Source organism: Pseudomonas sp. Y3 TE3536 (genome assembly GCF_053629175.1).
Genome location: NZ_JBRJHU010000001.1, coordinates 6,234,931 through 6,260,309, shown reverse-complemented (window position 1 = coordinate 6,260,309; position 25,379 = coordinate 6,234,931). Strand labels below are relative to the sequence as shown.

General features: G+C 61.5%; 25 protein-coding genes and 4 tRNA genes. 20 read left to right on the top strand and 9 right to left on the bottom strand.

Annotation, left to right across the window (positions count from 1 at the left end; genetic code table 11):
• Positions 1–27: 27 nt before the first annotated feature.
• Positions 28–882, bottom strand: a complete 855-nt coding sequence (folD, locus tag AB7M33_RS27985; protein WP_027593957.1) for a bifunctional methylenetetrahydrofolate dehydrogenase/methenyltetrahydrofolate cyclohydrolase FolD — start codon at positions 880–882, stop codon at positions 28–30.
• 270 nt (positions 883–1,152) lie between these two features.
• Here folD and AB7M33_RS27980 point away from each other — a divergent pair.
• The 4 genes from AB7M33_RS27980 to AB7M33_RS27965 all read left to right on the top strand — a co-directional run bounded on the left by AB7M33_RS27980 (position 1,153) and on the right by AB7M33_RS27965 (position 1,594).
• Positions 1,153–1,229 (top strand) — tRNA-Arg (locus AB7M33_RS27980).
• Positions 1,230–1,269: 40 nt separating this feature from the next.
• Positions 1,270–1,345 (top strand) — tRNA-His (locus tag AB7M33_RS27975).
• Between the two features lie 52 nt (positions 1,346–1,397).
• Positions 1,398–1,482, top strand: a tRNA-Leu gene (locus AB7M33_RS27970).
• Between the two features lie 36 nt (positions 1,483–1,518).
• Positions 1,519–1,594 (top strand) — tRNA-His (locus tag AB7M33_RS27965).
• Between the two features lie 148 nt (positions 1,595–1,742).
• Here AB7M33_RS27965 and AB7M33_RS27960 read toward each other — a convergent pair.
• Both AB7M33_RS27960 and AB7M33_RS27955 read right to left on the bottom strand, forming a co-directional pair.
• The gene (locus AB7M33_RS27960) at positions 1,743–2,045 is read right to left on the bottom strand and encodes an XRE family transcriptional regulator (RefSeq protein WP_027593956.1); all 303 of its coding nucleotides are present in this window, start codon (positions 2,043–2,045) and stop codon (positions 1,743–1,745) included.
• The gene (locus AB7M33_RS27955; protein WP_454244166.1) at positions 2,042–2,398 is read right to left on the bottom strand and encodes a type II toxin-antitoxin system RelE/ParE family toxin; all 357 of its coding nucleotides are present in this window, start codon (positions 2,396–2,398) and stop codon (positions 2,042–2,044) included. Before AB7M33_RS27955 ends, AB7M33_RS27960 begins: the two co-directional genes overlap by 4 nt.
• 215 nt (positions 2,399–2,613) lie before the next feature.
• Between AB7M33_RS27955 and AB7M33_RS27950 the strand changes: the two genes are divergently transcribed.
• The 7 genes from AB7M33_RS27950 to AB7M33_RS27920 all read left to right on the top strand — a co-directional run bounded on the left by AB7M33_RS27950 (position 2,614) and on the right by AB7M33_RS27920 (position 11,641).
• Entirely contained in the window at positions 2,614–2,913 is a 300-nt protein-coding gene (locus tag AB7M33_RS27950; RefSeq protein WP_238210583.1) for a DUF6388 family protein, read from the top strand.
• 247 nt (positions 2,914–3,160) lie between these two features.
• Positions 3,161–4,474, top strand: a complete 1,314-nt coding sequence (gene tig / locus AB7M33_RS27945) for a trigger factor (RefSeq protein ID WP_085273229.1) — start codon at positions 3,161–3,163, stop codon at positions 4,472–4,474.
• Positions 4,475–4,565: 91 nt separating this feature from the next.
• Complete coding sequence (gene clpP / locus AB7M33_RS27940; protein ID WP_027593952.1) at positions 4,566–5,207, top strand: ATP-dependent Clp endopeptidase proteolytic subunit ClpP; 642 nt, start codon at positions 4,566–4,568, stop codon at positions 5,205–5,207.
• 108 nt (positions 5,208–5,315) lie between these two features.
• A complete protein-coding gene (clpX, locus tag AB7M33_RS27935; RefSeq protein ID WP_033699106.1) occupies positions 5,316–6,599 on the top strand; it encodes an ATP-dependent Clp protease ATP-binding subunit ClpX in 1,284 nt (427 codons plus the stop codon).
• A gap of 166 nt (positions 6,600–6,765) precedes the next feature.
• Positions 6,766–9,162, top strand: a complete 2,397-nt coding sequence (gene lon / locus AB7M33_RS27930) for an endopeptidase La (RefSeq protein ID WP_027593950.1) — start codon at positions 6,766–6,768, stop codon at positions 9,160–9,162.
• Between the two features lie 152 nt (positions 9,163–9,314).
• Positions 9,315–9,587, top strand: a complete 273-nt coding sequence (locus tag AB7M33_RS27925) for an HU family DNA-binding protein (RefSeq protein ID WP_027593949.1) — start codon at positions 9,315–9,317, stop codon at positions 9,585–9,587.
• Positions 9,588–9,769: 182 nt separating this feature from the next.
• Positions 9,770–11,641, top strand: a complete 1,872-nt coding sequence (locus tag AB7M33_RS27920) for a SurA N-terminal domain-containing protein (protein WP_186679025.1) — start codon at positions 9,770–9,772, stop codon at positions 11,639–11,641.
• 73 nt (positions 11,642–11,714) lie between these two features.
• Here AB7M33_RS27920 and AB7M33_RS27915 read toward each other — a convergent pair whose 3' ends face one another.
• Positions 11,715–12,755 (bottom strand): patatin-like phospholipase family protein, encoded by a 1,041-nt coding sequence (locus AB7M33_RS27915; protein WP_027593947.1) that lies wholly within the window; start codon positions 12,753–12,755, stop codon positions 11,715–11,717.
• A gap of 162 nt (positions 12,756–12,917) precedes the next feature.
• Between AB7M33_RS27915 and AB7M33_RS27910 the strand changes: the two genes are divergently transcribed.
• The 3 genes from AB7M33_RS27910 to AB7M33_RS27900 all read left to right on the top strand — a co-directional run bounded on the left by AB7M33_RS27910 (position 12,918) and on the right by AB7M33_RS27900 (position 14,893).
• Positions 12,918–13,196 carry a hypothetical protein gene (locus AB7M33_RS27910; protein WP_027593946.1) on the top strand — a complete coding sequence of 93 codons (279 nt, stop codon included), beginning with the start codon at positions 12,918–12,920 and terminating at the stop codon, positions 13,194–13,196.
• 14 nt (positions 13,197–13,210) lie between these two features.
• The gene (locus AB7M33_RS27905) at positions 13,211–13,978 is read left to right on the top strand and encodes a CHAD domain-containing protein (protein WP_454244165.1); all 768 of its coding nucleotides are present in this window, start codon (positions 13,211–13,213) and stop codon (positions 13,976–13,978) included.
• Positions 13,979–14,095: 117 nt separating this feature from the next.
• Positions 14,096–14,893 carry an acyl-CoA thioesterase gene (locus tag AB7M33_RS27900; RefSeq protein WP_454244164.1) on the top strand — a complete coding sequence of 266 codons (798 nt, stop codon included), beginning with the start codon at positions 14,096–14,098 and terminating at the stop codon, positions 14,891–14,893.
• Positions 14,894–14,909: 16 nt separating this feature from the next.
• Here the strand turns inward: AB7M33_RS27900 and AB7M33_RS27895 are convergent, their stop codons facing one another.
• The 3 genes from AB7M33_RS27895 to AB7M33_RS27885 form a co-directional block, all read right to left on the bottom strand.
• Positions 14,910–15,278: an Mpo1-like protein gene (locus AB7M33_RS27895; protein ID WP_099453475.1), complete on the bottom strand. Its 369-nt coding sequence runs from the start codon at positions 15,276–15,278 to the stop codon at positions 14,910–14,912.
• Between the two features lie 88 nt (positions 15,279–15,366).
• Complete coding sequence (locus tag AB7M33_RS27890; protein ID WP_454244163.1) at positions 15,367–16,845, bottom strand: methyl-accepting chemotaxis protein; 1,479 nt, start codon at positions 16,843–16,845, stop codon at positions 15,367–15,369.
• 292 nt (positions 16,846–17,137) lie between these two features.
• Positions 17,138–17,935 (bottom strand): TatD family hydrolase, encoded by a 798-nt coding sequence (locus AB7M33_RS27885; RefSeq protein WP_274887040.1) that lies wholly within the window; start codon positions 17,933–17,935, stop codon positions 17,138–17,140.
• A gap of 158 nt (positions 17,936–18,093) precedes the next feature.
• On the opposite strand from AB7M33_RS27885, the gene AB7M33_RS27880 reads away from it, so the two are divergent.
• The 4 genes from AB7M33_RS27880 (at position 18,094) to greB (ending at position 21,058) form a co-directional block, all read left to right on the top strand.
• Positions 18,094–19,500 (top strand): MltF family protein, encoded by a 1,407-nt coding sequence (locus tag AB7M33_RS27880; RefSeq protein ID WP_027593940.1) that lies wholly within the window; start codon positions 18,094–18,096, stop codon positions 19,498–19,500.
• Positions 19,501–19,612: 112 nt separating this feature from the next.
• Positions 19,613–20,050 (top strand): DoxX family protein, encoded by a 438-nt coding sequence (locus AB7M33_RS27875; RefSeq protein WP_085273231.1) that lies wholly within the window; start codon positions 19,613–19,615, stop codon positions 20,048–20,050.
• A 208-nt stretch (positions 20,051–20,258) separates the two neighbouring features.
• Entirely contained in the window at positions 20,259–20,576 is a 318-nt protein-coding gene (locus tag AB7M33_RS27870) for a hypothetical protein (RefSeq protein WP_027593938.1), read from the top strand.
• Between the two features lie 11 nt (positions 20,577–20,587).
• Entirely contained in the window at positions 20,588–21,058 is a 471-nt protein-coding gene (gene greB / locus AB7M33_RS27865) for a transcription elongation factor GreB (RefSeq protein ID WP_099429931.1), read from the top strand.
• Positions 21,059–21,173: 115 nt separating this feature from the next.
• Here the strand turns inward: greB and AB7M33_RS27860 are convergent, their stop codons facing one another.
• Positions 21,174–23,681: an ABC transporter permease gene (locus AB7M33_RS27860; protein WP_099429930.1), complete on the bottom strand. Its 2,508-nt coding sequence runs from the start codon at positions 23,679–23,681 to the stop codon at positions 21,174–21,176.
• A 4-nt stretch (positions 23,682–23,685) separates the two neighbouring features.
• Entirely contained in the window at positions 23,686–24,369 is a 684-nt protein-coding gene (locus AB7M33_RS27855) for an ABC transporter ATP-binding protein (protein ID WP_027593935.1), read from the bottom strand.
• Positions 24,370–24,379: 10 nt separating this feature from the next.
• On the opposite strand from AB7M33_RS27855, the gene AB7M33_RS27850 reads away from it, so the two are divergent.
• Positions 24,380–24,985, top strand: coding sequence for an arylesterase (locus AB7M33_RS27850; protein ID WP_454244162.1), 606 nt, complete (start codon positions 24,380–24,382; stop codon positions 24,983–24,985).
• A 58-nt stretch (positions 24,986–25,043) separates the two neighbouring features.
• Positions 25,044–25,325 carry a hypothetical protein gene (locus AB7M33_RS27845; RefSeq protein WP_099453482.1) on the top strand — a complete coding sequence of 94 codons (282 nt, stop codon included), beginning with the start codon at positions 25,044–25,046 and terminating at the stop codon, positions 25,323–25,325.
• The last annotated feature ends 54 nt before the right edge of the window (positions 25,326–25,379 follow it).

Sequence of the window (25,379 nt, the reverse complement as noted above, 5' to 3'; positions counted from 1 at the left end):
CAGGTGCCGTTTTCATGTCACGCCTTGTTACTTATGCAGCTCTTCCGCCGCATACAGCGTGTTTTCCAGCAAGCACGCCCGGGTCATCGGCCCGACACCACCCGGCACCGGGGTGATCCAGCCCGCGCGCGGCAAGGCGGTCTCGTAGACCACATCGCCGACCAGCTTGCCGTCTTCCTGGCGGTTGATGCCCACGTCGATGACGATGGCGCCTTCCTTGACCCACTCACCCTTGACCAGCCCCGGCTTGCCGGCGGCCACGACCACCAGGTCGGCACGGCCGACGTGGCCGGCCAGGTCCTTGGTGAAGCGGTGGCAGACAGTGACGGTGCAGCCTGCCAGCAGCAGTTCCATGGCCATGGGGCGGCCGACGATGTTGGACGCGCCGACGATCACTGCGTTCATGCCGTACAGGTCCTGACCGGTGCTTTCGAGCAGGGTCATGATGCCTTTGGGCGTGCACGGGCGCAGCAGCGGGATGCGCTGGGCCAAGCGACCGATGTTGTAAGGGTGGAAGCCATCGACATCCTTGTCCGGACGAATACGCTCGAGCAGCAGCGAGGCGTCCAGGTGCGCGGGCAGCGGCAGCTGCAGCAGGATACCGTCGACAGCCGGGTCATCATTGAGGCGGTCGATCAGGTCGGTCAGGGTTTGCTGCGTGGTTTCGCTGGGCAGGTCGAACGCCTGGGAAATGAAGCCGACCTCTTCACAGTCCTTGCGCTTGTGCGAGACATAGACTTGGGAGGCGGGGTCGGTGCCGACCAGGATCACAGCCAGGCCTGGGGTGCGCAGGCCTTGCTGGCGACGCTCCACGACACGTTGAGCGATCTGCTGGCGCAGGCTGGCGGCGATCGCCTTGCCATCGATTAGGTGTGCAGTCATAGACGCGTGATTAACCATCGAGAAGGAAACAATAAAGAGGGCACATTCTCGCACGACACGGCCCGAGGGCAAAGGCGGGTGGTCGGGCAAATCCCCTAACCCCTTAAATAATTTAAATTTTTTTGAGAAAGATGTTGACGACCCTGCGCCTCGACTATAACATTCGCCGCACTTGTCGGGCACTGCCTAGCACTGGTTGGCAAAGTCGGGCAGAATGAGTGGTTTAGCGGTTCTCTGCTAAAGCATCGTTCGGTTAGGCTGATCGCTTATGCGCCCGTAGCTCAGCTGGATAGAGCATCCGCCTTCTAAGCGGATGGTCGCAGGTTCGAGTCCTGCCGGGTGCGCCATCAGGCAGCTTAGGCAAGCAAGTAGATGTACCGCAATATGGTGGGCGTAGCTCAGTTGGTAGAGCGCCGGATTGTGATTCCGGTTGTCGTGGGTTCGATTCCCATCGTCCACCCCATATTTTACAGAGGCGCCTTGATAGTATCTGGCGCCTTTGTTTTAAGCGTTACGCGGACGTGGTGAAATTGGTAGACACACTGGATTTAGGTTCCAGCGGCGCAAGCTGTAAGAGTTCGAGTCTCTTCGTCCGCACCATGCTTCTGTAAGGTTGTACCGCAACACCGCAATATGGTGGGCGTAGCTCAGTTGGTAGAGCGCCGGATTGTGATTCCGGTTGTCGTGGGTTCGATTCCCATCGTCCACCCCATATTTTTCGAAGGCGCCTTGATCGTAAGATCGGGCGCCTTTGTTTTTTGCGTTTCATGTTGGCGGGTGGGGCGTCTTTTTGTGAAGGGGCTGCCTGCAGCGGCCTCTTCGTCGTGTTTTTTGCCTGGCAGGTCAGGGGCAGGTCGTGCTCACGCCGGGGTGTGTTCCTTGTCTGGCACCAGTCGCACCTCCACACGCTGCCCAAGGGCTCTGGCTGCACTGGCCAGGGTGGCCAGTGTCATACCTGGGTCGTTCTGGTCTAATGCTCTGTCAATCGCTGTTCTGCTGGTGTGCATGCGTTCAGCCAGCGCCTTCTTGCTCATCTTTTTGGCTTTCATGGCCTCGGCTATCTGCCAGGCAATGACGCGTTTGAGTGCGGTTGCGGAAACCTCTTCTGCAAGGTCCTGCTCTGCCAGGAAGTCTTCGAAGTTGGAGCCGATGTGTGGGTTCATCTGTTATCCCTCTTTAGTGCAGCTTTACGCTGCCTGGCAGTTTCCAGGTCGATCGTGGGTGTTTTTCGGCTTTTTTTGATGAAGCCGTGGAGCAGGATCATCGTCTTTCCTGTTGTGGTGAAAAGCACGCGGGCAATGGTGTCGACGAGATTCACCCTGATCTCCCAGAGGTCTTTCTCAAGCTTTCTTACGAGTGGCATGCCGATTGGCCATCCGATTTGGACTGTTTTGATCTCGGTGCCGATCAAGTGCTTGTAAGTGCGGGGCAATGAGGTCAGCCAATCGCGTACCGGCTCGTTACCTGCTTCGGTGCGATAGAAGTGAGCCTCCAGTGGCATGATTTTCTTGTTCATGGAATAGTACCAAAAAAGGTACTCCATTCAACCTGCAGAAGCCCTCTCGCGGTATAGGCGTATTCCTACGGCCTGGTAGGCGCAGTCTCTGACGTGGGGGCTTTTGGGTGGGATCTACATGCACCCCCTTGCAATCCTCTGGTGACACCCCAATAAAAGCTGATAGATTTCAGCCGGTTGAAACACCGGCCCCGCGGTCGGCAGAGGATAACCCCATGATTGCAAAAGAAGCCCGTCAGGCCCTGGCGCTGCAGCGCTTCGCCGAAGCCAATCCGCAACTGCTCGAAGAAATCCGCGAGTTGGATGCGCGTGAGCAAGCTCAGCAGATCGAGTGGGCGTTCGAAGATGCGGCGCAGGAGCAGGGCGTCGAGCCTTGGGAGCTGGCGCTGCAACTGATCGCCGAAAGCCCCGAGCAACTGCAGGCCATGCGCCTGGAGACCCATCGCGAGGTCGCTGAGGCGCTGGGCATGGCGTGGGAAGAGTACTGCCAGTTCAACGAGATCGACCCTCAATAAAGGAAGCGATTTCGTAGGCTGCAGTTGTTTGACAAGTTATTACGGCTGCGCGTCGCCAAAGGCGTTGCGCAGCCTCAATTGAAAGGGGCTCGGCGGTAAGCCGTGCGGGCCTTGCAAGTTAATCGACCGGCGTGGTTTCCCGTCGTCCCGAGTGGGGTGACTTCTGCTGCGCGACTCACTAGAATGCTTGCCCTTGATTCTGGAGTCGGGCTAACGCCGGCTAACGTCTGTGCAACGAGGAATATCCATGCAAGTTTCTGTTGAAAACACTTCCGCTCTCGAGCGCCGCATGACCATCGCCGTCCCGGCCGAGCGCGTCGAGACCGAAGTCAACAAGCGTCTGCAACAGACTGCCCGTCGTGCCAAGGTTGCAGGCTTCCGTCCTGGCAAGGTACCGATGAGCGTGATCCGTCAGCGTTTCGAAGCTGACGCCCGTCAGGAAGTGTTCGGTGATCTGGTCCAGTCTTCGTTCTACGAAGCCGTGGTCGAGCAGAAGCTGAACCCGGCCGGCGCTCCAGCCGTCGAGCCGAAGTCCTTCGAAAAGGGCAAGGACCTGGAATTCGTCGCAATCTTCGAAGTGTTCCCAGAGTTCACCGTTGCTGGCCTGGAGTCGATCAACGTCGAGCGCCTGAGCGCCGAAGTGGCTGATGCCGACCTGGACAACATGCTGGAAGTCCTGCGCAAGCAGAACACCCGCTTCGAAGAAGTTGATCGCGCCGCGCAGAACGACGACCAGGTCAACATCGACTTCGTCGGCAAGGTCGACGGTGAAGTGTTCGCTGGCGGTTCGGCCAAGGGCACCCAACTGGTTCTGGGCTCCGGCCGCATGATCCCAGGCTTCGAAGAAGGCCTGGTTGGCGCCAAGGCTGGCGAAGAGCGCGTTGTCAACGTGACCTTCCCAGAGGACTATCAGAACCTGGACCTGGCCGGCAAGGCCGCTGAGTTCACCATCACCGTCAACAGCGTTTCGGCCCCTGCGCTGCCTGAGCTGAACGAAGCCTTCTTCGCTCAGTTCGGCATCAAGGAATCGACCCTGGAAGGCTTCCGCGCCGAAGTTCGCAAGAACATGGAGCGTGAACTGCGTCAGGCAATCAAGGCCAAGGTCAAGAACCAGGTCATGGACGGTCTGCTGGCTGCCAACCCGATCGAAGTGCCAAAAGCCCTGCTGGAAAACGAAGTCAACCGTCTGCGCGTGCAGGCTGTTCAGCAGTTCGGTGGCAACATCAAGCCTGAGCAACTGCCGGCTGAGCTGTTCGAAGAGCAAGCCAAGCGCCGTGTGGTCCTGGGCCTGATCGTCGCTGAAGTGGTCAAGCAGTTCGAACTGAAGCCAGACGAAGGCAAGGTTCGCGAAATGATCGAAGAAATGGCTTCGGCTTACCAAGAGCCTGAGCAGGTCATCTCCTGGTACTACAAGAACGACCAGCAACTGAACGAAGTCCGTTCGGTTGTGCTGGAAGAACAAGTTGTAGATACTGTTCTGCAGAAAGCGACTGTGACCGACAAGTCGGTCTCGTACGAAGAAGCCGTAAAACCAGCCCAGGCACCTGCCGAAGCCGAGTAATACGCTACTCTCGTAGGAAACCCCCACAAGCCAGCCTTCGCGCTGGCTTGTGCGTATTCAAGCCATGACTATTTGGGAGTGAGCGCAGGACATGTCCCGCAATTCTTATATTCAGCAGAGCTCTGACATCCAGGCCGCAGGCGGCCTGGTCCCGATGGTTATCGAGCAGTCCGCCCGTGGCGAGCGCGCTTACGACATCTACTCGCGCCTGTTGAAGGAGCGTGTGATTTTCCTGGTTGGCCCGGTAGAGGATTACATGGCCAACCTCGTCGTAGCGCAGATGCTGTTCCTCGAAGCGGAAAACCCGGACAAGGATATCCATCTGTACATCAACTCGCCGGGTGGCTCGGTCACCGCTGGCATGTCGATCTACGACACCATGCAGTTCATCAAGCCGGACGTTTCGACCATCTGCATCGGCCAGGCCTGCAGCATGGGCGCGTTCCTGCTGACTGCCGGTGCCAAAGGCAAGCGTCACTGCCTGCCGAACTCGCGCGTGATGATTCACCAACCGCTGGGCGGCTTCCAGGGCCAGGCTACCGATATCGAGATCCATGCCCAGGAAATCCTCAATATCAAGGCGCGTCTGAACGAGCTGCTGGCCTACCACACTGGCCAGGATCTGGAGACCATCAAGCGCGACACCGAGCGTGACAACTTCATGAGCGCCTCGCGCGCGGCCGAGTACGGCCTGATCGACTCGGTATACGACAAGCGGCAACTGGCCTCCTGATCCCAGGGGCCAGAGCAGGTGGGTGCCGAAAGCGCCTACCTGCGGACTTGAAAAAGCCCGCAATTGCCTTCATCTTGTGTTGCAAGCCTACCGGATTGGATCGATCGAATGACTGACACCCGTAACGGCGAGGACAGCGGCAAATTGCTCTATTGCTCCTTCTGCGGCAAAAGCCAGCACGAAGTGCGCAAATTGATTGCCGGGCCCTCGGTATTTATCTGCGACGAGTGCGTCGACCTGTGCAACGACATCATCCGTGAGGAGGTGCAGGAAGCCCAGGCCGAGAGCAGCGCGCACAAATTGCCTTCGCCGAAAGAAATCAGCGGCATCCTGGACCAGTACGTGATTGGTCAGGAGCGCGCCAAGAAGGTGCTGGCCGTAGCGGTATACAACCACTACAAGCGCCTTAACCAGCGTGACAAGAAGGGCGACGAAGTCGAACTCGGCAAGAGTAACATCCTGCTCATCGGGCCTACTGGCTCGGGCAAGACCCTGCTCGCCGAAACCCTTGCACGCCTGTTGAACGTACCGTTCACCATTGCCGATGCCACCACCCTGACCGAAGCCGGTTATGTGGGTGAGGACGTCGAGAACATCATTCAGAAACTGCTGCAGAAGTGCGACTACGACGTGGAAAAGGCCCAGATGGGCATTGTCTACATCGACGAAATCGACAAGATTTCGCGCAAGTCGGACAACCCGTCCATCACCCGTGACGTCTCGGGCGAAGGCGTGCAGCAGGCGCTGTTGAAGCTGATCGAAGGCACCGTTGCTTCGGTTCCACCGCAAGGTGGGCGCAAGCACCCGCAACAGGAATTCCTGCAGGTTGATACCCGCAACATCCTGTTCATTTGCGGTGGCGCGTTCTCTGGCCTGGAAAAGGTCATCCAGAACCGCTCCACCAAGGGTGGCATCGGCTTCAGTGCAGAAGTACGTAGCAAGGAAGAAGGCAAGAAAGTTGGCGAGTCCTTGCGTGAAGTCGAGCCGGACGATCTGGTCAAGTTTGGCCTGATCCCAGAGTTCGTCGGCCGTTTGCCAGTACTGGCGACGCTCGATGAGCTGGACGAGGCTGCGTTGATGCAGATCCTCACCGAGCCGAAAAACGCACTGACCAAGCAGTATGCCAAGCTGTTCGAGATGGAAAGCGTCGACCTCGAGTTCCGCAGCGATGCGCTCAAGGCCGTTGCTCGCAAGGCTCTGGAGCGCAAGACGGGCGCCCGTGGCCTGCGTTCCATCCTCGAAGGCGTGCTGCTCGACACCATGTACGAGATTCCTTCGCAGAAGGATGTCAGCAAGGTGGTGATCGATGAGAGCGTCATCGAAGGGACTTCGCAGCCGCTGATGATCTACGAGAACAGCGAGCCGCAAGCCAAGGCCGCACCCGACGCCTGATTCAGGTGATGCTTGGGTGATGGTTGCAAGCAAGAAAGGGGCCTACGGGCCCCTTTCTGCTTTTCCTGCGCAAGCGCTTGTAATTTCCCAAGCGTGCCCCCACATTAGGTCCAAGCATCATTTCCACCGGTTTCCGGCCATCAAGGCCGCTGTTAGAGGCGAAATCATGAAGACCACCCTCGACTTGCCTCTTTTGCCATTGCGCGATGTCGTTGTTTACCCGCACATGGTCATCCCGCTGTTTGTGGGGCGCGAAAAATCCATTGAAGCCCTAGAGGCCGCGATGACGGGCGAGAAGCAGATTCTGCTGCTGGCCCAGAAAAACCCAGCCGATGACGATCCAGGCGAAGATGCCTTGTACCGAGTCGGCACCGTTGCCACCGTACTGCAATTGCTGAAGCTGCCTGATGGCACCGTCAAGGTGCTGGTAGAGGGCGAGCAGCGTGGCGCGGTAGAGCGCTTCACGGAAGTGGAAGGGCACATCCGTGCCGAAGTCTCCCTGATCGACGAAGTCGACGCCGCCGAGCGCGAGTCGGAGGTCTTCGTGCGCACGTTGCTGTCGCAGTTCGAACAGTACGTGCAACTGGGCAAAAAAGTCCCTGCCGAAGTACTGTCCTCGTTGAACAGCATCGAAGAGCCTGGGCGCCTGGTCGACACCATGGCCGCGCACATGGCGCTGAAAATCGAGCAGAAGCAGGAAATCCTCGAGATTGTCGACCTGGCGACACGCGTCGAGCACGTGTTGGCGTTGCTGGATGCCGAAATCGACCTGTTGCAGGTCGAGAAGCGCATCCGTGGTCGGGTCAAGAAGCAGATGGAGCGCAGCCAGCGCGAGTACTACCTGAATGAGCAGATGAAGGCCATTCAGAAAGAGCTCGGCGATGGCGACGAAGGCCACAACGAAGTCGAAGAGCTGAAAAAGCGCATCGAAGCCGCTGGCCTGCCCAAAGATGCCCTGACCAAGGCCCAGGCCGAGCTGAACAAGCTCAAGCAGATGTCGCCGATGTCGGCCGAGGCTACGGTGGTTCGCTCCTACCTCGACTGGCTCGTGCAGGTGCCGTGGAAGGCCCAGAGCAAGGTGCGCCTGGACCTGACCAAGGCCGAGGAAATCCTCGATGCCGACCACTATGGCCTGGAAGAGGTCAAGGAACGCATTCTCGAATACCTTGCCGTGCAAAAGCGCGTCAAGAAAATCCGTGGCCCGGTGCTGTGCCTGGTCGGCCCGCCTGGCGTCGGTAAAACCTCGCTGGCCGAGTCGATTGCCGCTGCTACCAACCGCAAGTTCGTGCGCATGGCCCTCGGCGGTGTGCGTGACGAGGCCGAGATTCGTGGCCACCGTCGCACCTACATTGGCTCCATGCCAGGCCGTCTGATCCAGAAGATGACCAAGGTAGGCGTGCGTAACCCGCTGTTCCTGCTCGACGAAATCGACAAGATGGGCAGTGACATGCGTGGCGACCCTGCCTCGGCGCTGCTCGAAGTGCTCGACCCTGAGCAGAACCACAACTTCAACGACCACTACCTGGAAGTCGACTACGACCTCTCGGACGTGATGTTCCTGTGCACCTCCAACTCGATGAACATCCCGCCAGCGCTGCTGGACCGGATGGAAGTCATCCGTCTGCCGGGCTACACCGAAGACGAGAAGATCAACATCGCAGTCAAGTACCTGGTGCCCAAGCAGGTCAAAGCCAACGGCTTGAAGAAGGAAGAGCTCGAGGTCGATATCTCGGCGATCCGCGACATTATCCGCTACTACACCCGCGAAGCCGGTGTGCGGGGCCTGGAGCGGCAAATTGCCAAGGTCTGCCGCAAGGTGGTCAAGGAACATACCGGCCAAAAGCAGGTCAAGGTCAAGGTGTCCAGCGAGCAGCTCGAGCACCTGCTGGGCGTGCGCAAGTTCCGCTACGGCCTCGCCGAGCAGCAGGACCAGATCGGTCAGGTAACCGGCCTGGCATGGACCCAAGTGGGCGGCGAGTTGCTGACCATCGAGGCCGTGGTCATCCCTGGCAAGGGCCAGCTGATCAAGACCGGTTCCCTGGGCGATGTCATGGTCGAGTCGATCACTGCCGCGCAGACCGTGGTACGCAGCCGCGCCCGCAGCCTGGGCATCGCAGCCGACTTCCACGAGAAGCACGATGTGCACATCCACATGCCTGAAGGTGCTACGCCGAAGGATGGCCCGAGTGCCGGTGTTGGCATGTGCACCGCACTGGTGTCGGCGCTGACGCAGATTCCGGTGCGTGCCGATGTGGCCATGACCGGCGAGATCACCCTGCGTGGCCAGGTGCTGGCCATTGGCGGCTTGAAGGAAAAACTGCTGGCGGCACACCGTGGTGGTATCAAGACGGTGATCATTCCCGAGGAGAATGTTCGCGATCTGAAGGAGATTCCGGAAAATATCAAACAGGATCTTCAGATCAAACCGGTCAAATGGATTGACGAAGTCCTGCAAATTGCGCTGCAATACGCCCCGGAGCCCTTGCCAGATGTGGCTCCGGAGATTGTCGCGAAGGAAGAGAAGCGCGACAGCGACGCGAAGGAAAGAATCAGCACGCATTAGTAGTTTTTGGCTGGGGGGCTTTCCTTGACAGTTTTTTCGGGGCCTTGCTATAAAGCGGCACGCTATTGTTATCAGGCCACCCAGCACTCGTTTGATACGCTTTTCATTACATACTTAGAAACAAACTCAATAGAGAAATAAGGGGACTTAGAGTGAACAAGTCGGAACTGATTGACGCTATCGCTGCATCGGCTGACATTTCCAAAGCTACCGCAGGTAAGGCTCTGGACGCTGTGATCGACTCCGTAACGGGTGCCCTGAAAGCAGGCGACGACGTCGTTCTGGTTGGCTTTGGCACCTTCTCGGTCAAGGAGCGCGCCGAGCGCACCGGCCGCAACCCGCAAACCGGCAACGCCATCAAAATCGCTGCTGCCAAGGTTCCAGGTTTCAAGGCTGGCAAAGGCCTGAAAGACGCCGTCAACTAAGTCGTCTCTTTCAGCCGGGCCCGGCTTCGCCAGGTCCGAGCACGTTAAGGCGGGTCGCAAACGTTCCCGCCTGACACGTTTGCTAAGAAAAGGCGCATCCTCGGATGCGCCTTTCTTTTATCAGGATTCTACCCACGCTCCGCGGTTGTCGACGCAGTGGTACAGCCGTTTCTGGGGGACGCATGCTGCAAAATATCAGGGACAATTCACAAGGTTGGATTGCCAAGACCATCATCGGCCTAATCGTCGTGTTGATGGCGTTGACCGGCTTCGAGGCCATTTTCCAGGCTGCCAGCCATAGCCAGGACGCCGCCAAGGTGAACGGCCAGACCATCAGCCAGAACGAGCTGAGCCAAGCGGCCGACATGCAGCGCCGCCAGCTGATGCAACAGCTGGGCAAGGATTTCGACCCTGCACTGCTGGATGACAAGCTGCTGCGTGATGAGGCGCTCAAAGGCCTGATCACCCGCAAGCTGTTGTTGCAAGGTGCTGAAGATGCCAAGTTCGCCTTCTCCGAGGCCGCGCTGGATCAAGTGATCCTGCAAACCCCGGAATTCCAGGTTGACGGCAAGTTCAACGCCGATCGTTTCGACCAGGTCATTCGCCAGATGGGCTACGGCCGCCTGCAATTCCGCGACATGCTCGCCGAAGAAATGCTCATTGGCCAATTGCGTACCGGCCTTGCCGGCAGCAGCTTCGTCACTGACAAGCAGGTCGAGGCGTTTGCACGCCTTGAGAAGCAGACCCGTGATTTCGCCTCCCTGACCTTCAAGGCCGACCCGGCCGCGGTCAAGGTCAGCGAAGAAGAGGTCAAGGCGCACTACGAGAAGCATGCCAAGGAATTCATGTCGCCCGACCAGGTGGTCATCGATTACATCGAGCTGAAAAAGTCGGTGTTCTTCGACCAGGTCAAGGTCAGCGACGACGAACTCAAGGCCCAGTACGAGAAAGAAATCGCCAACCTCGCCGAGCAGCGCCATGCGGCGCACATTCTCATCGAGGTCAACGACAAGGTCACCGACGCCCAGGCCAAGGCCCGTGCCGAAGAGATCGAGCAGCGCCTGGCCAAGGGTGAAAACTTCGCCGCACTGGCCAAGGAGTTCTCCCAGGACCCAGGTTCGGCCAACAGCGGTGGTGACCTTGGCTTCGCCGGCCCGGGCGTGTACGACCCAGCCTTCGAAGATGCTTTGTACAAGCTGAAGGATGGCCAGGTATCGGCCCCGGTTCGCACCGAGTTCGGTTACCACCTGATCAAGCTGCTGGGTGTCGAGGCGCCGGAAGTACCGAGCTTTGCCAGCCTGAAAGACAAGCTCACCCGTGACCTGAAGATCCCGCTGGTGGAACAGCGCTACGTCGACGCCAGCAAGCAGTTGCAGGATGCCGCGTACGAGGCGTCTGACCTGGCTCAGCCGGCACAGGACCTGAACCTGAAGGTGCACACCTCCGCAGCCTTCGGCCGTGAGGGTGGCGAAGGTATCACCGCCAACCGTGCAGTGGTCCAGGCGGCGTTCTCGGAAGAAGTGCTGGAAGAGGGTGCCAACAGCACCGCCATCGAGCTCGATCCGGAAACCACCGTGGTGCTGCGCGTCAAGGAGCACCGCAAGCCAGAACAACTGCCGCTGGAAGCCGTGGCCAAGAACATCAGCGAACACCTGGCCAAGGAGAAGGCGACTGCCGAGCTCAAGACCAAGGCGGACAAGCTGATTGCCGGCCTGCGTGATGGTTCTGTTGCCGCTGGCAGCGTCCATGAAGGGCAGGGCTGGAAAGCCTACGAGGCGGTGACCCGCGGTGAGGAGGGTATCGACCCGGCCGAACTGCAGGCCGTGTTCCGCCTGGGCAAGCCGCAAGCCAAGGACAAGCCGGTATACAGCAGCGTGGTCCTGGGCGATGGCAGCCTGGTTGTCTTGCAGCTCAAAGGTGTCAACGAAGGCGCCGCCGCCACCGACGAAGAGAAGCAGCAGATTCGCCGCTACCTCGCGTCGCGTGCCGGCCAGCAAGACTTTGCGGCTTACCGCAAGCAGCTCGAAGCCAATGCTGATATCACCCGTTACTGAGTGATCACTGCATGACAAGACAGGCCGCATAATGCGGCCTGTCTTGTTTCTGGCCTTTTGTACGAGCGGTCTCCTAGCGCTTCACCCCTTCGTAGTTGTCCAGCGTGTCCCGCGCAATCTCCCGCCCCAGGGCGATCAGCTCGGGGGCCTTGTAGAACTCGAAGAACCGGCACACCCGCTTCGGTACGTTGATCAACACATCTGGCGGGTAACCGGCGATCTTGTACTGCGCCAACGACGTCTGCATCACCTCGAAGCTCTGGTTGATCAGGTCCAGCAGCGAAGCCGGCCCCACGTTGTCGATGATGAACGAGCCGGTGGCCGACTTGGGTGCGCCTTCGCGCTCGGGCGCGGCTGCGGGCTGCTGGCCTTCCGGGTCGGCGACATCCGCCAGCCATGGGCTGGGTGGGGCCAGGCCTTCGGCAACGATTTCCTGTTCGATACGTATCAGTTCTTCCGCCGGCTTGCGCCGGAACGGAAGGCGCGAACCCAGTGAGCTAAGTAGCGAATCGAAGCGCATCTTGAAGGCTGCCGGGCGTTCGATCACCGGCAACTGGTACTGCTTCTGGTTGGTGGCGTTGAGGTTGACCGCGATGATGAGGTCGCAGTGGCTGGACACCACCGGCACGATCGGCAGCGGGTTGAGAATGCCGCCATCGACCAGCATGCGGTTGCCCTGCATCACTGGGGTGAACAGGCTAGGGATCGCCGCCGAAGCGCGCATGGCCTGGTGCAGGCAACCTTCCTGAAACCAGATTTCCTGCTGGTGGGTGAGGTCGGTGGCTACGGCGGTGTAGGGAATGCGCAACTGTTCGATGTTGATGTCGCCGACGATTTTGCGGATCTGTCCGAAAACCTTGTCACCGCGGATCGCACCGAGGCGAAAGCTGACGTCGACCAGGCGCAGTACATCCAGATAGTCGAGGCTTTCGATCCAGTTGCGATACTCGTCGAGTTTGCCGGCGGCGTAGATGCCGCCAATCACTGCCCCCATGGAGCAGCCGGCAATGCAGGCAATGTCGTAGCCACGCCGCTCTATTTCTTCGATCACCCCGATATGTGCATACCCTCGTGCACCCCCCGACCCCAACACCAGCGCCACGCGTTTACTCATGATTATCCCTCAGCCTGTGCAACCATGGTTTAACAATGCACCCATTGCTGCCTGTGCTTCAATGTAGACCGCGCTGATCTACGCTAAGCAAAGCCCACACGCGGGCACTTTTTGCTTGCCCATGCGTCGAACAGCCACTCTTTTGACTTTGAGGAATTACCGATGAAAGCCTGGATCTGCCTTCCACTGATTGCCCTGGCCCTTGCTGGCTGTGCGGGCAAGACGGCCTACCGTGACAGCTGCGCGACCCAGCTGGATGCCGCCTGGAAGGAGCTCGACCTGGCCAAGGCCGAAGGGTTTGCCGGTACTGTCAGTTATTCGAAGGCGTTGTCGCTGCTGACGGGGGCCAAGACCCAGCAGCAGTTCGAAGGTTTTGAAGGGTGTACCAAGAAGGCCGAGAAGGCGCGTTTCTACATTCGTGAGTCGCGCGCTGGCCGCTGACCGAGGAGCGTCCCATGTCTGCCATGCTCGATCATGTCGTGTCACAAATCCTGGCCTTGCAAGTGCGCCTGCTGGCCTGCCGCGAGCGGCTTGCCGCGGATACCGACAGCGAGGCACTGCACGACCTGCGCATCGCTGTACGGCGCTTGCGCAGCCTGCTGCGGCCGCTGCGGGGGTTGCCGGGTGTCGAACAGCTGGAGGGCGCTGCCAAGTCCCTGGGCACATTGACGACGCCGTTGCGTGACCGGGAGGTGCTGGCGGCCGAGTTGGTCGAGCGGGGCTTGGTCGAGGCCGGGCAGCGGCGGCTGGCAGGGCGGGGCAAGGCCTTTGCCAGTGTCGCCGGTAGCCCGCAACTGACCCGTCTGCTGGCGATCGTGGATGCGTTTCCGTTGTTCCTGCGTGCGGCGGATCGCGAGGGCCTGGCGGATGCGCTGGAAAAACGCGTCGACAAACGCCTGGTTCAGCAATGGCGCAAGCTGCGTAAGGCGCTGGCAGACCCGGCCCACGATCGGCATCGGCTGCGGCTGTTGATCAAGCGTGCACGCTACGGTGATGAGGCGTATCCGCAGCTTGAGCATGCCGGAAAAAAACTGCAACGCCTGCTGAAAAAGGCTCAGGGCGACCTGGGCACTTGGCATGACCGCCTGCAATGGTTGCTGCAAGCGCGCGAGCACGCCGACCTGGCGCCGTGCAAGATCGACTGGGAGCAAGAGCTGCATGAGGCGGAGCGTCAATCCGACCTCACGCTGGAGGCTTTGCAGGTGGCGTTGAAGCAGCGATAGCCCGGCATATGACCGATTTAGGGCCTGATCGGTGTAGGCGGGCTGGTTAGTATGTTTCGATGCAGGGCGCGTGCAGTACGTGCCCACGGATCGATACGCTGCAGGAGCCTACGTGCGATGAACTTCACTGAACTGCTCGACGCCGTGCGAGCGAATGCTGAATCGGTAACCGTCCCCCCGACATGGGCCCAGGGCCGCGCGGCCTTCGGCGGGTTGATGGCTGCCATGGTCTATGAAGCAATGCGCCTGAAATTGACCGATGACCGCCCTGTACGCTCCTTGGCCATCAGCTTCGTGGCGCCTGCGGCGGCGGATGTACCGATTCGTTTCGAAGTCGACGTGCTGCGTGAAGGCAAGGCTGTCAGTACCTTGCTTGGCCGAGCGGTGCAGGAAGGGCAGGTGGTGACGCTGGTACAGGGCAACTTCGGTGCAGGCCGCCCCTCGGTGGTCGACATCCCGGCGCAACCGGCGTTTGCCATGAAGCCGCTGGAGCAAGCCGCCCCAGAACTGCCTTACATCAAAGGCGTGACCCCGGAATTCATGCGCCATGTGGCCCTTCGCTGGGCGGTGGGCGGGCTGCCGTTCAGTGGCAACGATTCACGGCAGATGGGCGGCTGGGTACGCTTGCGCAACATCGCCGACGAAGCGTTGAACGTGTCTCACCTGCTGGCTTTGGTAGATGCTTGGCCACCGAGCCTGTTGCCGCACCTGAAACAGCCGGCAGCCGGCAGTACGCTGACTTGGACCATCGAATTTATCCAGCCCACGCCAAAGCTGTCGACGCTGGACTGGTGCCGGTATTGCGTCGAGACCGAGTACGCGCGTGATGGTTATGGGCATGCCGCCGCCGCGCTCTGGTCGGAAAAGGGCGAGTTACTGGCGCTAAGCCGTCAAACGGTAACAGTTTTCGCCTAGAGGTCCTCTTCAGCCTTCAGTGGCGATGCTTGTGCCGTTCGCGCCAGGCCCGCCACCAGGCACCGCTCAGTACAAAGCGCGGAAAGGTGATGAACTGTTCCGTCAGCAGGCGCTGTACGGCGTCCTTGCGGTTGGCAAACGGCTCGGGTTGTTGAGCTTCCAGTCGATGCCCGTGTCGTTGCAGGCCCAGGCCAGCGATTAGAGAAATGATGCCAACGGCAATCTGACCCAGGTCCAGGGCAAACAGGCCGGACAGCACCAGCAGCACACCGAGAATGAACAGAGGTACGGCAATCAGGTGCAGCGCCAGGTTGGTCGGGTGGCGATGGTTATGGTGATAGCCACGCCATTGCCAGGCGGGCAGATTGGGCAGGCGTTTGCTCATGGGCATTTCCTCTCGGTCATGCCCAAAGCTTAGTGCGGCCCAGGGGAGGGGGCCAATCGAGCCTGGCTATCGTGACACGCTAAAGTGACTATAGCTTGAGCTGGCCTATGGCCTTGTTCAGCTCGCCAGCAAGGGTCGCTAATTCGTTGCTGGTGGTGGCCGAGCCGACGGTCTGTTGCACGGTGTGTTCGGTGACATCACGGATGCTCACCACCGCCCGGTTCATTTCTTCGGCCACCTGGCTCTGCTCTTCGGCAGCCACGGCGATTTGGGTATTGCTTTCGCGCATCTGCGCCACTGCACCGGTAATCTCGGCCAGCGCCTCACCGGCTGCCTGGGCCTGTTTAACGCAATCGTCGGCCTTGTACGAGCTTTCCTGCATGAACTCCACTGCATCGCGGGTGCCGGACTGAAGCGCGGAGACCATGGTGGTGATCTCGTCGGTCGAGGTCTGCACGCGTTTGGCCAGGTTGCGTACTTCATCGGCGACCACCGCGAAGCCGCGGCCCAAGTCACCCGCGCGTGCTGCTTCGATGGCGGCGTTCAGTGCCAGCAGGTTGGTTTGCTCGGCAATGCTGTGGATCACCCCCACCACGCCGTTGATCTTCTGGCTGTCCTCGGCCAGTTGGCGGATCATCTCGGCGGTCTGCTGCACGCCGCTGGACAGCCCGGCAATCGAATCCTGTACGCGGCTGACCACTTCCTGGCCGCTGCCGGCGAGCGTATCGGCCGTCTGCGACAGGTCGCGGGTAGCGCCGGCATGCTGGGCAATGTGGTGCACCGTGGCCGACATCTCGTTGATGGCCGTGGCGGCCTGGTCGGTTTCACTTTGCTGGCCGAGCATGCCGTGGCGCACGTCGTTCATGCTAGACGCCAGGCGCGCTGCACCGGCGTCGAGTTGCGCGGCGGTGAGGGCCACGGTGCTGACCACACGGTGGTAGGTCGACTGCATGGCATTGAAGGCCCCGGCCATCTGGCCGACTTCGTCGCCACATGCCAACGGCACCCGCGCCGACAGGTCGCCGGTCTTCTCCACGTGCAGCATGACGTCCTTGAGGGTGTTGAGCTGGCTGAGCAGGAAGCGGATCAGCAACTGCGAAGCACCGAGCATGGCCAGCATCAGGATCAGTACGCACACGGCGTAGTTGGTGAAACGTTCGAAGAACACCTGGCGCACGCTTGGCGACTGGGCCAGTACACCAACCTGCTGGTCGCCGTGTTGCAGCACCTGGGCGCCGCGCAGCGGGTTGTCGCCCAGCAGCCACGCGGCGGGCAGGTCGACCCAGCCCTGGGCGTTGCGCAGGGCTTCGATCGGTTCGCCAGCAAAACTCGGCGTCTGGCCCGGCAACCAGCTGATGACATTGGCTTGCCGGGGCAGCGCTTGCCCGGCAGGCCAGGCGGACAACAGCTGGGCTTGTGCCGCAGCTTGCGCCTGGGCCGCGTCGGCGCGGGCGCGTTGCTCCAGGTGCACGGCGTAGAGCACCAGCAGCAAGGTCGTGACAAAGGCCACCGCGTTGACGGCCCAGAACTTGTACTTCAGGGAAACATTGCTAAGCCAGGCACCCATGGGCAGGTCTTCTCTGAGTTGAGCGGAAACAATATTGGCAAGGTGCCATCATTGTGCCTGCACCCGACAGAGGCATTCTTGATATGTATCAAGAAAAAACAGGGCAGGGGTTAATGCCAGTCAGTTAAGCTTCATCCGCCTTAATTGGGGCTCCAGCTCCTACAGGTGAGCGAGATTCTCAAGAAATACGCTACATCTGTAGGAGCTGGCTTGTCGGGGCGCCGAACCGCTGCGATGGGCCGCGCAGGGGCCCCCTAGGCCCTAACTGACTGGCATTAGGGCTGGGGCCAGCTTAGGCTAGCCGAAAGAATGCCCGTGCAGCCGCCGTCGTATGGGCTGCCGTGTGCTCCACGGGCTCGCCCCGGTGCAACGCCACTTCCCTCAGCACCTCCGGCAGAAACGCCGGTTCGTTACGGCCGTTTTTCGGCTTGGGCCTCAGGCTGCGCGGCAGCAGGTAGGGCGCATCGCTCTCGAGCATCAGGCGGCCTTCCGGGATGTTGCCGACCAGGGGATGCAGGTGCGTTCCGCGGCGTTCATCGCAGATCCAGCCGGTTATGCCGATGTGCAGGTCCATGTCCAGATAGGCGAACAATGCTTCACGCTCGCCGGTAAAACAGTGCACCACGGCACCGCTCAGGTGGTCGCGGTAGCCCTTGAGGATGGCCAGTAAGCGCTCGCTGGCATCACGTTCGTGCAGAAACACCGGCAAGCCCAGTTCGGCAGCCAGCGCCAGTTGAGCTTCCAAGGCCTTTTCCTGCAGCGGGCGAGGGGAGAAGTCGCGGTTGAAGTCCAAGCCGCATTCGCCCACTGCCCGTACCCGTTGCTCATTCAGCAATTGGCGCAGCTGACGCTCGCTGTTGGCATCCCAGGATTTGGCATCGTGAGGGTGCACGCCAGCGGTGGCGAACAGGTGTTCAGCGCTTGCATCCAGCTGCTGGCACAGCTCCAGCGCCTGCTCGCTGACCGCCAGGCTGGTGCCCGTCAGGACCATCTGCGCCACGCCTGCCTCGATGGCGCGCTCGACGATGGCCGCCTGTTGGTCGTGGAAACTGCTGTTGGTCAGGTTGACGCCGATATCGATCAGTTGCATGGTGCTATCTCGTGCCGCGGGGCGGCCAGCATAGCAAAATCCGCGTTTCTCGGAAAAAACCAAGAACTTCATGCTGTTGCCGTGGTCTTCTGCCGTCATTTATCACGAAGCGGCGATGCCACATGAACGCCGCCCACCGACCTCGGACACGCTTTCGCATGCTGCGATACCTGCTGACCTTCCTGCTGATGCTTGGGCTGACCACTGCCGGTGCTGCCCACGCACGCCTGCCAGGGCCGCAGCAGAATATCCCGCCCAGCAAGCTGCGGGACCTGCAGCAGATCCGTAGCAGCAAGGTGCTGCGGGTGTTGGTCAATCAAAGCCGCAACAGCTCTGGCGAGGTCAAGGGCGAGCCGGTCGGCATCGAATACTATCGCTTGCGTGCGCTTGAGCATTACCTGAATGCCCGGGCTGGCGATGGGCAGCAGATTCAGTTGAAACTCATCCCCCGCGCCAAAGAGCAGTTGCTGGGTGCCCTGCAGCGCGGCGAAGGGGACTTGGCTGCCCCAGGTGAACTGCTCGACCCGGTGGTGGTGCGGGGCGTCAGCAGTAGCGCGCCGGTGCTCGACCAGGTGCCGCTGATGCTGGTCGGGCGCAAAGGCGAGCGCAGCTTCAGCCATGTCGAGCAGTTGTCGGGGCGTACGGTCGCCTTGACCAGTGCCAGTGCCGCCGGGCCTTTGATCCAGCAGGTGAACCAGCAATTGGCCTTGCGCAAGCGTGCGCCGATCAAGGTGGAGTGGGTCGACTCGACCCTGGCGGTGGAAGACGTGCTGGAAATGGTCCAGGCCGGTATCTATCACCTGACAGTGGTCGAGCGCCCGATTGCCCTGCGTTGGGCCAGGGTGATGCCGCGTCTGCGCCTGGACAGCCGTGTGCACCTGGGGGCGCCGCAAGCCATGCGTTGGTACGTGGGGCGCGACGCGCCGCAGCTGCTGGCCAGCGTCGATCGCTTTCTGCAGGGTTACCGCGCACCGGATAACCAGGATGCCGCGTTCGAGCGCATCTACCGTCGCCAGTACCGCGTACACAACCCCTTGGCGAGCAAGGATCGGCAGCGGCTGAGCGCAGTGCGTGCGGTGCTGCAGAAGCATGGCGAGGCGCAGCAGATCGACTGGCTCAACCTGGCCGCGCTCGCCTTCAAGGAATCGACACTCAACCCATCGGCCCGCGGCACGGGCGGCGCCCATGGCCTGATGCAGATTACCCCGTCGGCCGCGCAACGGGTCGGGGTGAGCAATACCGCCACGGTCGATGGCAACGTCCAAGCCAGTGCCCGCTACCTGGCGCTGATCCGGCGCAAGTTCTTTGCCAGTGCCCAGATCAACGAGCGAGAGCGCATGGCGTTTGTGCTGGCGGCCTATAACCTGGGGCCTGAACGGGTCCAGGCGATGCGTGCCGAAGCCCGCCGTCGGGGGCTCAACGGCAACCAGTGGTTCTTCCAGACCGAGCGCATTGCGATGGAGCAGGTGGGCATGGGGCCAGTCAACTTCGTCAACAGTGTCAACAAGTACTTCCTGGCGTTCAACCGTGAGCGTGCTGTTCTGGAGCGAGTAGCCAAGCGCTGACAAATCGATTTTGTCGATTGTTATGTTGGGGTTTTTGCGATTTTCATATTCATTGAATTGATTATGATGGCGCCATTCCAACACAACTTCCCGGATTCAAGGACGCCACATCATGAACACCACCTCCCTCAACGCAGTGATCGCAACCCGTGCAGGCGCTGGCCTCAGCGTGATCCGTATCCTGGTCGGCATCATCTTCATGGCGCATGGCGCGCAGAAGCTGTTCGGCCTGTTTGGCGGCTATGGCCTGGAGGGCACCGGCCAGTGGATGGAAAGCATCGGGCTGGCACCGGGTTACCTGATGGCCTTGCTGTCTGGCAGCGCCGAGTTCTTCGGCGGCCTGGCCCTGGTGATCGGCCTGCTGGCACGCCCAGCGGCCCTGGCGCTGACGGTCACCCTGGTGGTGGCGATCTTTTCGGTGCACATCGGCAACGGCCTGTTCATGGCCAACAACGGTTATGAATTTGCCCTGGCGCTGCTGGCCGGCACCCTGGCGGTGATGATCGAAGGTGCAGGTCGCTTCTCCCTCGACCGCCTGATCGCCCGCTGACAGGCCCCGGGCCTCAAGCTGCATCGTGCAGCTTGAGGCTTGAATCTTTGCGCTTGTAGCTCTAGCATACCGCCTGCGCCGATTTAAACAGCTACTTGCGGGGCGCAGGAGAGGCCCCCTCCGGGTCATCCGAAATACCGCTAAAGCGCTGGTTCGGTGACGCCTCCCACCGCTGCCCAGCGGGATTCGCGAGGCGGAGAGAAGCACCATGAGTTGCCCACGTAGCCCACGTACTAGCGTCTGTTTGAGCCCGTTGCCTGCAAACGAGGCCTCCCGCACACCGCGCATCCTGCTCGGTGGCCAGCATCAGCCTACCCTTTTGCGTCATCTCGAAGGCCTTTCACGTCGCAAGGGCCAGGCGCGTGCCTTTCTAATCCAGTTCACCGAAACCTGCTGCCATCTCGCGCAGTACGGCAACGACCGTTTCGACTTGGCGGTCATTCAGGCCCCGGCCTCTGCCGAGGCCGCCGAAGTCATTGGCCATCTCACCCGCATCGCTCGTCAAGGCCTGATCACCCGCCGTTGAGGAGAACGCAGTTGAGCACCAACATCATCACCACCGAAGGCCATGAGGCCCTGAAAAAAGAGCTGGATCACCTGTGGCGTGTCTACCGCCCCGAGATCACCCAGAAGGTGACCTGGGCGGCATCGCTGGGTGATCGCAGCGAGAATGCCGATTACCAATACAACAAGAAGCTGTTGCGCGAGATCGACCGCCGGGTCCGGTACCTGCGCAAGCGCCTTGAGGATGTAAAGGTCGTGGCGTATTCGCCAGAGCAGGAAGGGAAGGTGTTTTTCGGTGCCTGGGTCGAGATCGAGAACGACGAGGGCGAGACCAAGAAGTTTCGCATTGTCGGGTATGACGAGATCTATGGGCGTAACGACTACATCTCGATCGACTCACCCATGGCCCGTGCCTTGCTCAAAAAGGAGGAGGGCGACGAGGTGGTGGTGCAGACCCCGACCGGCGACGCGGCCTGGTACGTCAACAGCATCAGCTACGTGTAGGAACGGCCCTAGGGGTATAACGCGGTCGATGTGGGAGCCGCCTTGTGCCGCGATGGGCCGCAGAGCGGCCCCAGCATTCTTAAGTGAACAGCATTACGCTCCTGTAGCGGTTTTTTCACCCCTCCCGCAACACCGTCAACGGGCTGGCATTGAGCGCCCGCCGCGTGCCGAGCACCCCAGCACCCCCCACCAGCACTGCCCCCGCCAGGGGTAACACGAGCAGCCACGGGTGCGGGTTCCATTGCAGGTCGAAGGCATAGCGGTACAGCACCAGCGTGATCAACTCGCAACCCAGTGCAGCCAGCAACCCGCTGGCTGCGCCCAGCAGGCCAAACTCGATACGTCTTGCCTTGACCAGCAATGGCCGTGCCGCGCCCAGTGCCCGCAGCAGGGCGCCTTGGCGAATGCGTTCGTCCAGTGTTGCCTGCAAGCCGGCGAACAGCACCGCCAAGCCTGCCGCCAAGACGAACAGCAGTACGTACTCGACCGCCAGGGTGACCTGAGCAAGGATGCTGCGCAGCTGATCCAGCAACGCGTCAACCTGCAGGATGGTCACCGCCGGGAAAGCCCGTGACAGCGCGACCACATCCAGGTCATGGCCTGGGGCCAGATAGAAGCTGGTGAGGTAAGTCGTGGGCAACCCCTGCAGCGTGCCAGGCTGGAAGATCATGTAGAAGTTCGGCTGGAAGCTGTCCCAGTGCACACTGCGCAGGCTGCTGACCCGGGCCTGGCGTTGCTGGCCACCGATGTCGAAGGTCAGCAGGTCACCCAGTTGCAGCTTCAGGCTCGTGGCCAGTTCGGCTTCCACCGAAACGCCCGGTATCTCGTCGCCCGACGGCAGTGCCTGCCACCATTCGCCTGCCGTCAGTGCATTGCCATTGGGCAGTTCGGCGGCCCAGGTCAGGCTGAGGTCGCGTTGCACGGCGCGCTCGCCGGCGGAGTCTTTGCTGACGATCTGCTGCACCGGTTGCTGGTTGATCTGGATCAGGCGGCCGGGCGTTACCGGGTACAGCGGTGCCGAGGCCGCATTGACCTGCTGCAGGTGTTGAGCGAAGGGCTCACGATCATCCGGCAGGATGTTCAGGGCGAAGTGGTTGGGTGCATCCTTGGGCAATTGTGCCTGCCAGGTGTCGAGCAGCTCGGCACGCAGCAATGCGACCAGCGCCATGGCCAGCAGAATCAGGCCAAAAGCCAGGGCCTGGCCAGCGGCAGCCAACGGATGGCGCAACAATTGCCCGAGCCCAAGGCGCCAGGCCAGCGGGGCACCGACCAACAGTTGGCGCAAGCTGCGCAGGCCCAGTAGCAGCAGGCCGCCGAGCACCACCGCCGCGACCAGGCCACCGCCCAGCAGTGCGAAGGTCAGCAGCAGGTCGAGGCTCAGGCGCCACATGATCAGGCCCAGGGCCAACAAGGCGGCGCCATACACCAGCCAACTGCTGGGTGGCACCGGCAGCAGGTCACGGCGCAGCACGCGCAGAGGGGGTACCTGGCCGAGGGCGGCAATGGGCGGCAGGGCGAAGCCGGCCAGGGCGACCAGCCCGGTGCCGATGCCGGCCAGCGCGGGTACGACACCGCCAGGCGGAACCACGCTCGGCAGCAGGCCGTGCAGCAGCCGGAACAGGCCCAGTTGCGCCAACCAGCCGAGCAGGGCGCCTGCCACGGCAGCCACCAGGCCAAGCATGGCCAGCTGCACACAGTACAGGCCCAGGGCCTGCCGACGGGAAAGGCCCAGGCAGCGAAGCAGCGCACTGGCATCCAGGCGCCGGGCGGCGTAGCGGCTGGCCGACATGGCCACGGCGACGCCGGCCAGCAATACCGCCACCAGGCTTGCCATGTTCAGGTAGCGCTCGGCTTTGCTCAGGGCGCCCCCAATCTGGCGGTTGCCATCGCGGGTGTCGAGCAGGCGCTGGTTGGCCGCGAGGTTTTTTTCCACGGCCTGGCGATACTGGGCCAGCGCTTCGACGTCGCCGCGCCACAGGTCGCGGTAGGACACCCGGCTGCCCGGCTGGATCACCCCGGTCGCGGCCAGGTCCGCCAGGTTCATCATTACCCGCGGGGTCAGGCTATAGAAGTTGTTGGCGCGGTCCGGCTCGTAGGTCAGTACGCGGCTCATGCGCAGGGTTTTCATGCCCACGTCGATGCTGTCACCGATCGCTAGCCCCAGCGCGGCCAGCAGCCTTGGTTCGACCCAGGCCTCCCCGGGCGCCGGGCCACCCCCGGGGGTTTCCTGGGCATAGGGGGCGGCGGCACTGCGGACTTGCCCGCGCAAGGGGTAGGCGCCGTCGGCGGCCTTGACGCTGGACAGCTGGATGCCGCTGTCACCGCCCACCACGCTGGTGAATTCGACCACTTGGGCGTGGCGCAAGCCGAGGGCCTTGCCTGCGCTGATCTGTTCGTCCCGGGCAGGTGCGCTGCCTTGCAGCACCAGGTCGGCACCGAGGAATTCGCTGGCACGTAATTGCATGGCGCCGTTGAGGCGGGCACCGAAGTAACCAATCGCCGTACTGGCCGCAACGGCCACCAGCAGGGCAAAGAACAGCACGCGCACTTCGCTGGCGCGGATGTCACGTAGCAACTGGCGCAACGCCAGGCCGCACAGTCGGGAGAAGGGCATGCTGGTCATGGGCTCAGACCTCCACCGGGGCCACCAGGCGGCCGGCGTCCAGGCGGATAAGGCGCCGGCAGCGTCTGGCCAGGCGTTCGTCATGGGTGACCAGTACCAAAGTGGTGCCGCGCTCCTTGTTCAATTCGAACAGCAGGTCGCTGATGCGCTCGCCGGTGTGGCTGTCGAGGTTGCCGGTGGGCTCGTCGGCGAACAGCACGGCAGGTTGTGCCGCGAAGGCGCGGGCAATCGCCACCCGTTGTTGCTCGCCACCGGACAGCTGGCGCGGGGTGTGGCTCAGGCGCTTGCCCAGGCCAACCCGTTCGAGCAGGGTGCGCGCGTGTTCGCGGGCATCACGGCGGCCGTCCAGCTCCAGAGGCAGCATGACGTTCTCCAAGGCGTTGAGGCTGTCTAGCAACTGGAATGACTGGAATACGAAGCCGACATGCTCGGCGCGCACGCGGGCGCGCTGGTCTTCGTCCAGTGGGCCCAGGTCATGCCCGGCGAGGATGACCTTGCCGGCGCTGGGCTGGTCGAGGCCGGCGAGCAAGCCGAGCAACGTCGACTTGCCTGAGCCCGAAGCACCGACGATGGCCAGGCTGTCGCCTTGGGCGAGATCGAGGGAGAGGGCGTGAAGGATGGTCAGATCGCCTTCCGCGCTGGGGACCACTTTGCTAAGGTTCTGCGCAACGAGAATGCTGGGGCCCATGGAGAATCCAATGCGAATGTGGTGGTTGAGTGCCGGTCTGGCCTTGTGTTGCCTGGCCCAGAGCGCCACGGCGGGAACGGTGCTGGTGGTTGGCGATAGTATCAGCGCCGGTTTTGGCCTGGATAGCCGCCAGGGGTGGGTCTCTTTGTTGCAGACCCGGCTCAAGGACGAAGGTTTCGATGATCAGGTGGTCAATGCTTCGATCAGCGGCGATACCAGTGCAGGAGGCCAGGCGCGGCTGCCGGCGCTGCTTGCAGCGCACAAGCCGGCGGTGGTGGTGCTGGAGCTGGGCGGCAATGACGGGCTGCGCGGGCAGCCGCCGCAGCAATTGCAACAAAATCTTGCTTCGATGATCGAGAGCGCTCGGCAAGCGGGTGCCAAGGTGCTGTTGCTGGGGATGCGCCTGCCGCCCAACTATGGTGCGCGTTACACCACGGCGTTTGCCCAGGTGTATGAACAGTTGGCTGCGGAAAAACAGGTGCCGTTGGTGCCGTTTTTCCTGGAGGGTGTGGGCGGTGTGCCGGCGCTGATGCAAGCTGATGGCATCCATCCTGCGCAAGGTGCCCAGCAGCGCCTGCTGGAAAATGCCTGGCCGGCGATAAAACCCTTGCTGTGACGCTTTAAACGGGGCCGGCTTTCGGCTAAGGTTGCGCCCCCCGTTTCGAGAGCCCCCGATGCCGCGCCCTGCCTGGTCCCTTTATGCCTACCAACTGATCGAGCCTGACGAACAGCTCGACCTGTTTGCCTGCCAGGAAATTCGCGTCCACCTGGCGGCCCGCCAGCTTGAGCTGGGCGTGCCGGTTGACCGTACCTTGTGCGGCGGTTTGCTGCCCGCGCAGCCGCGCTGGTCCGGGGTGCAGCGGTCGATCTACCGCGACGACCGCCTGTGCGCGCTCTGCCGCGCCATTCTCGACGCCCAGCGGCGCGGCATGCGCCCGGTGTGGCCGCAGCTTTGATGCCAAACCTGACACACCTTTCATCATCTGAAACGCTTGCGTGACGCCAATGCC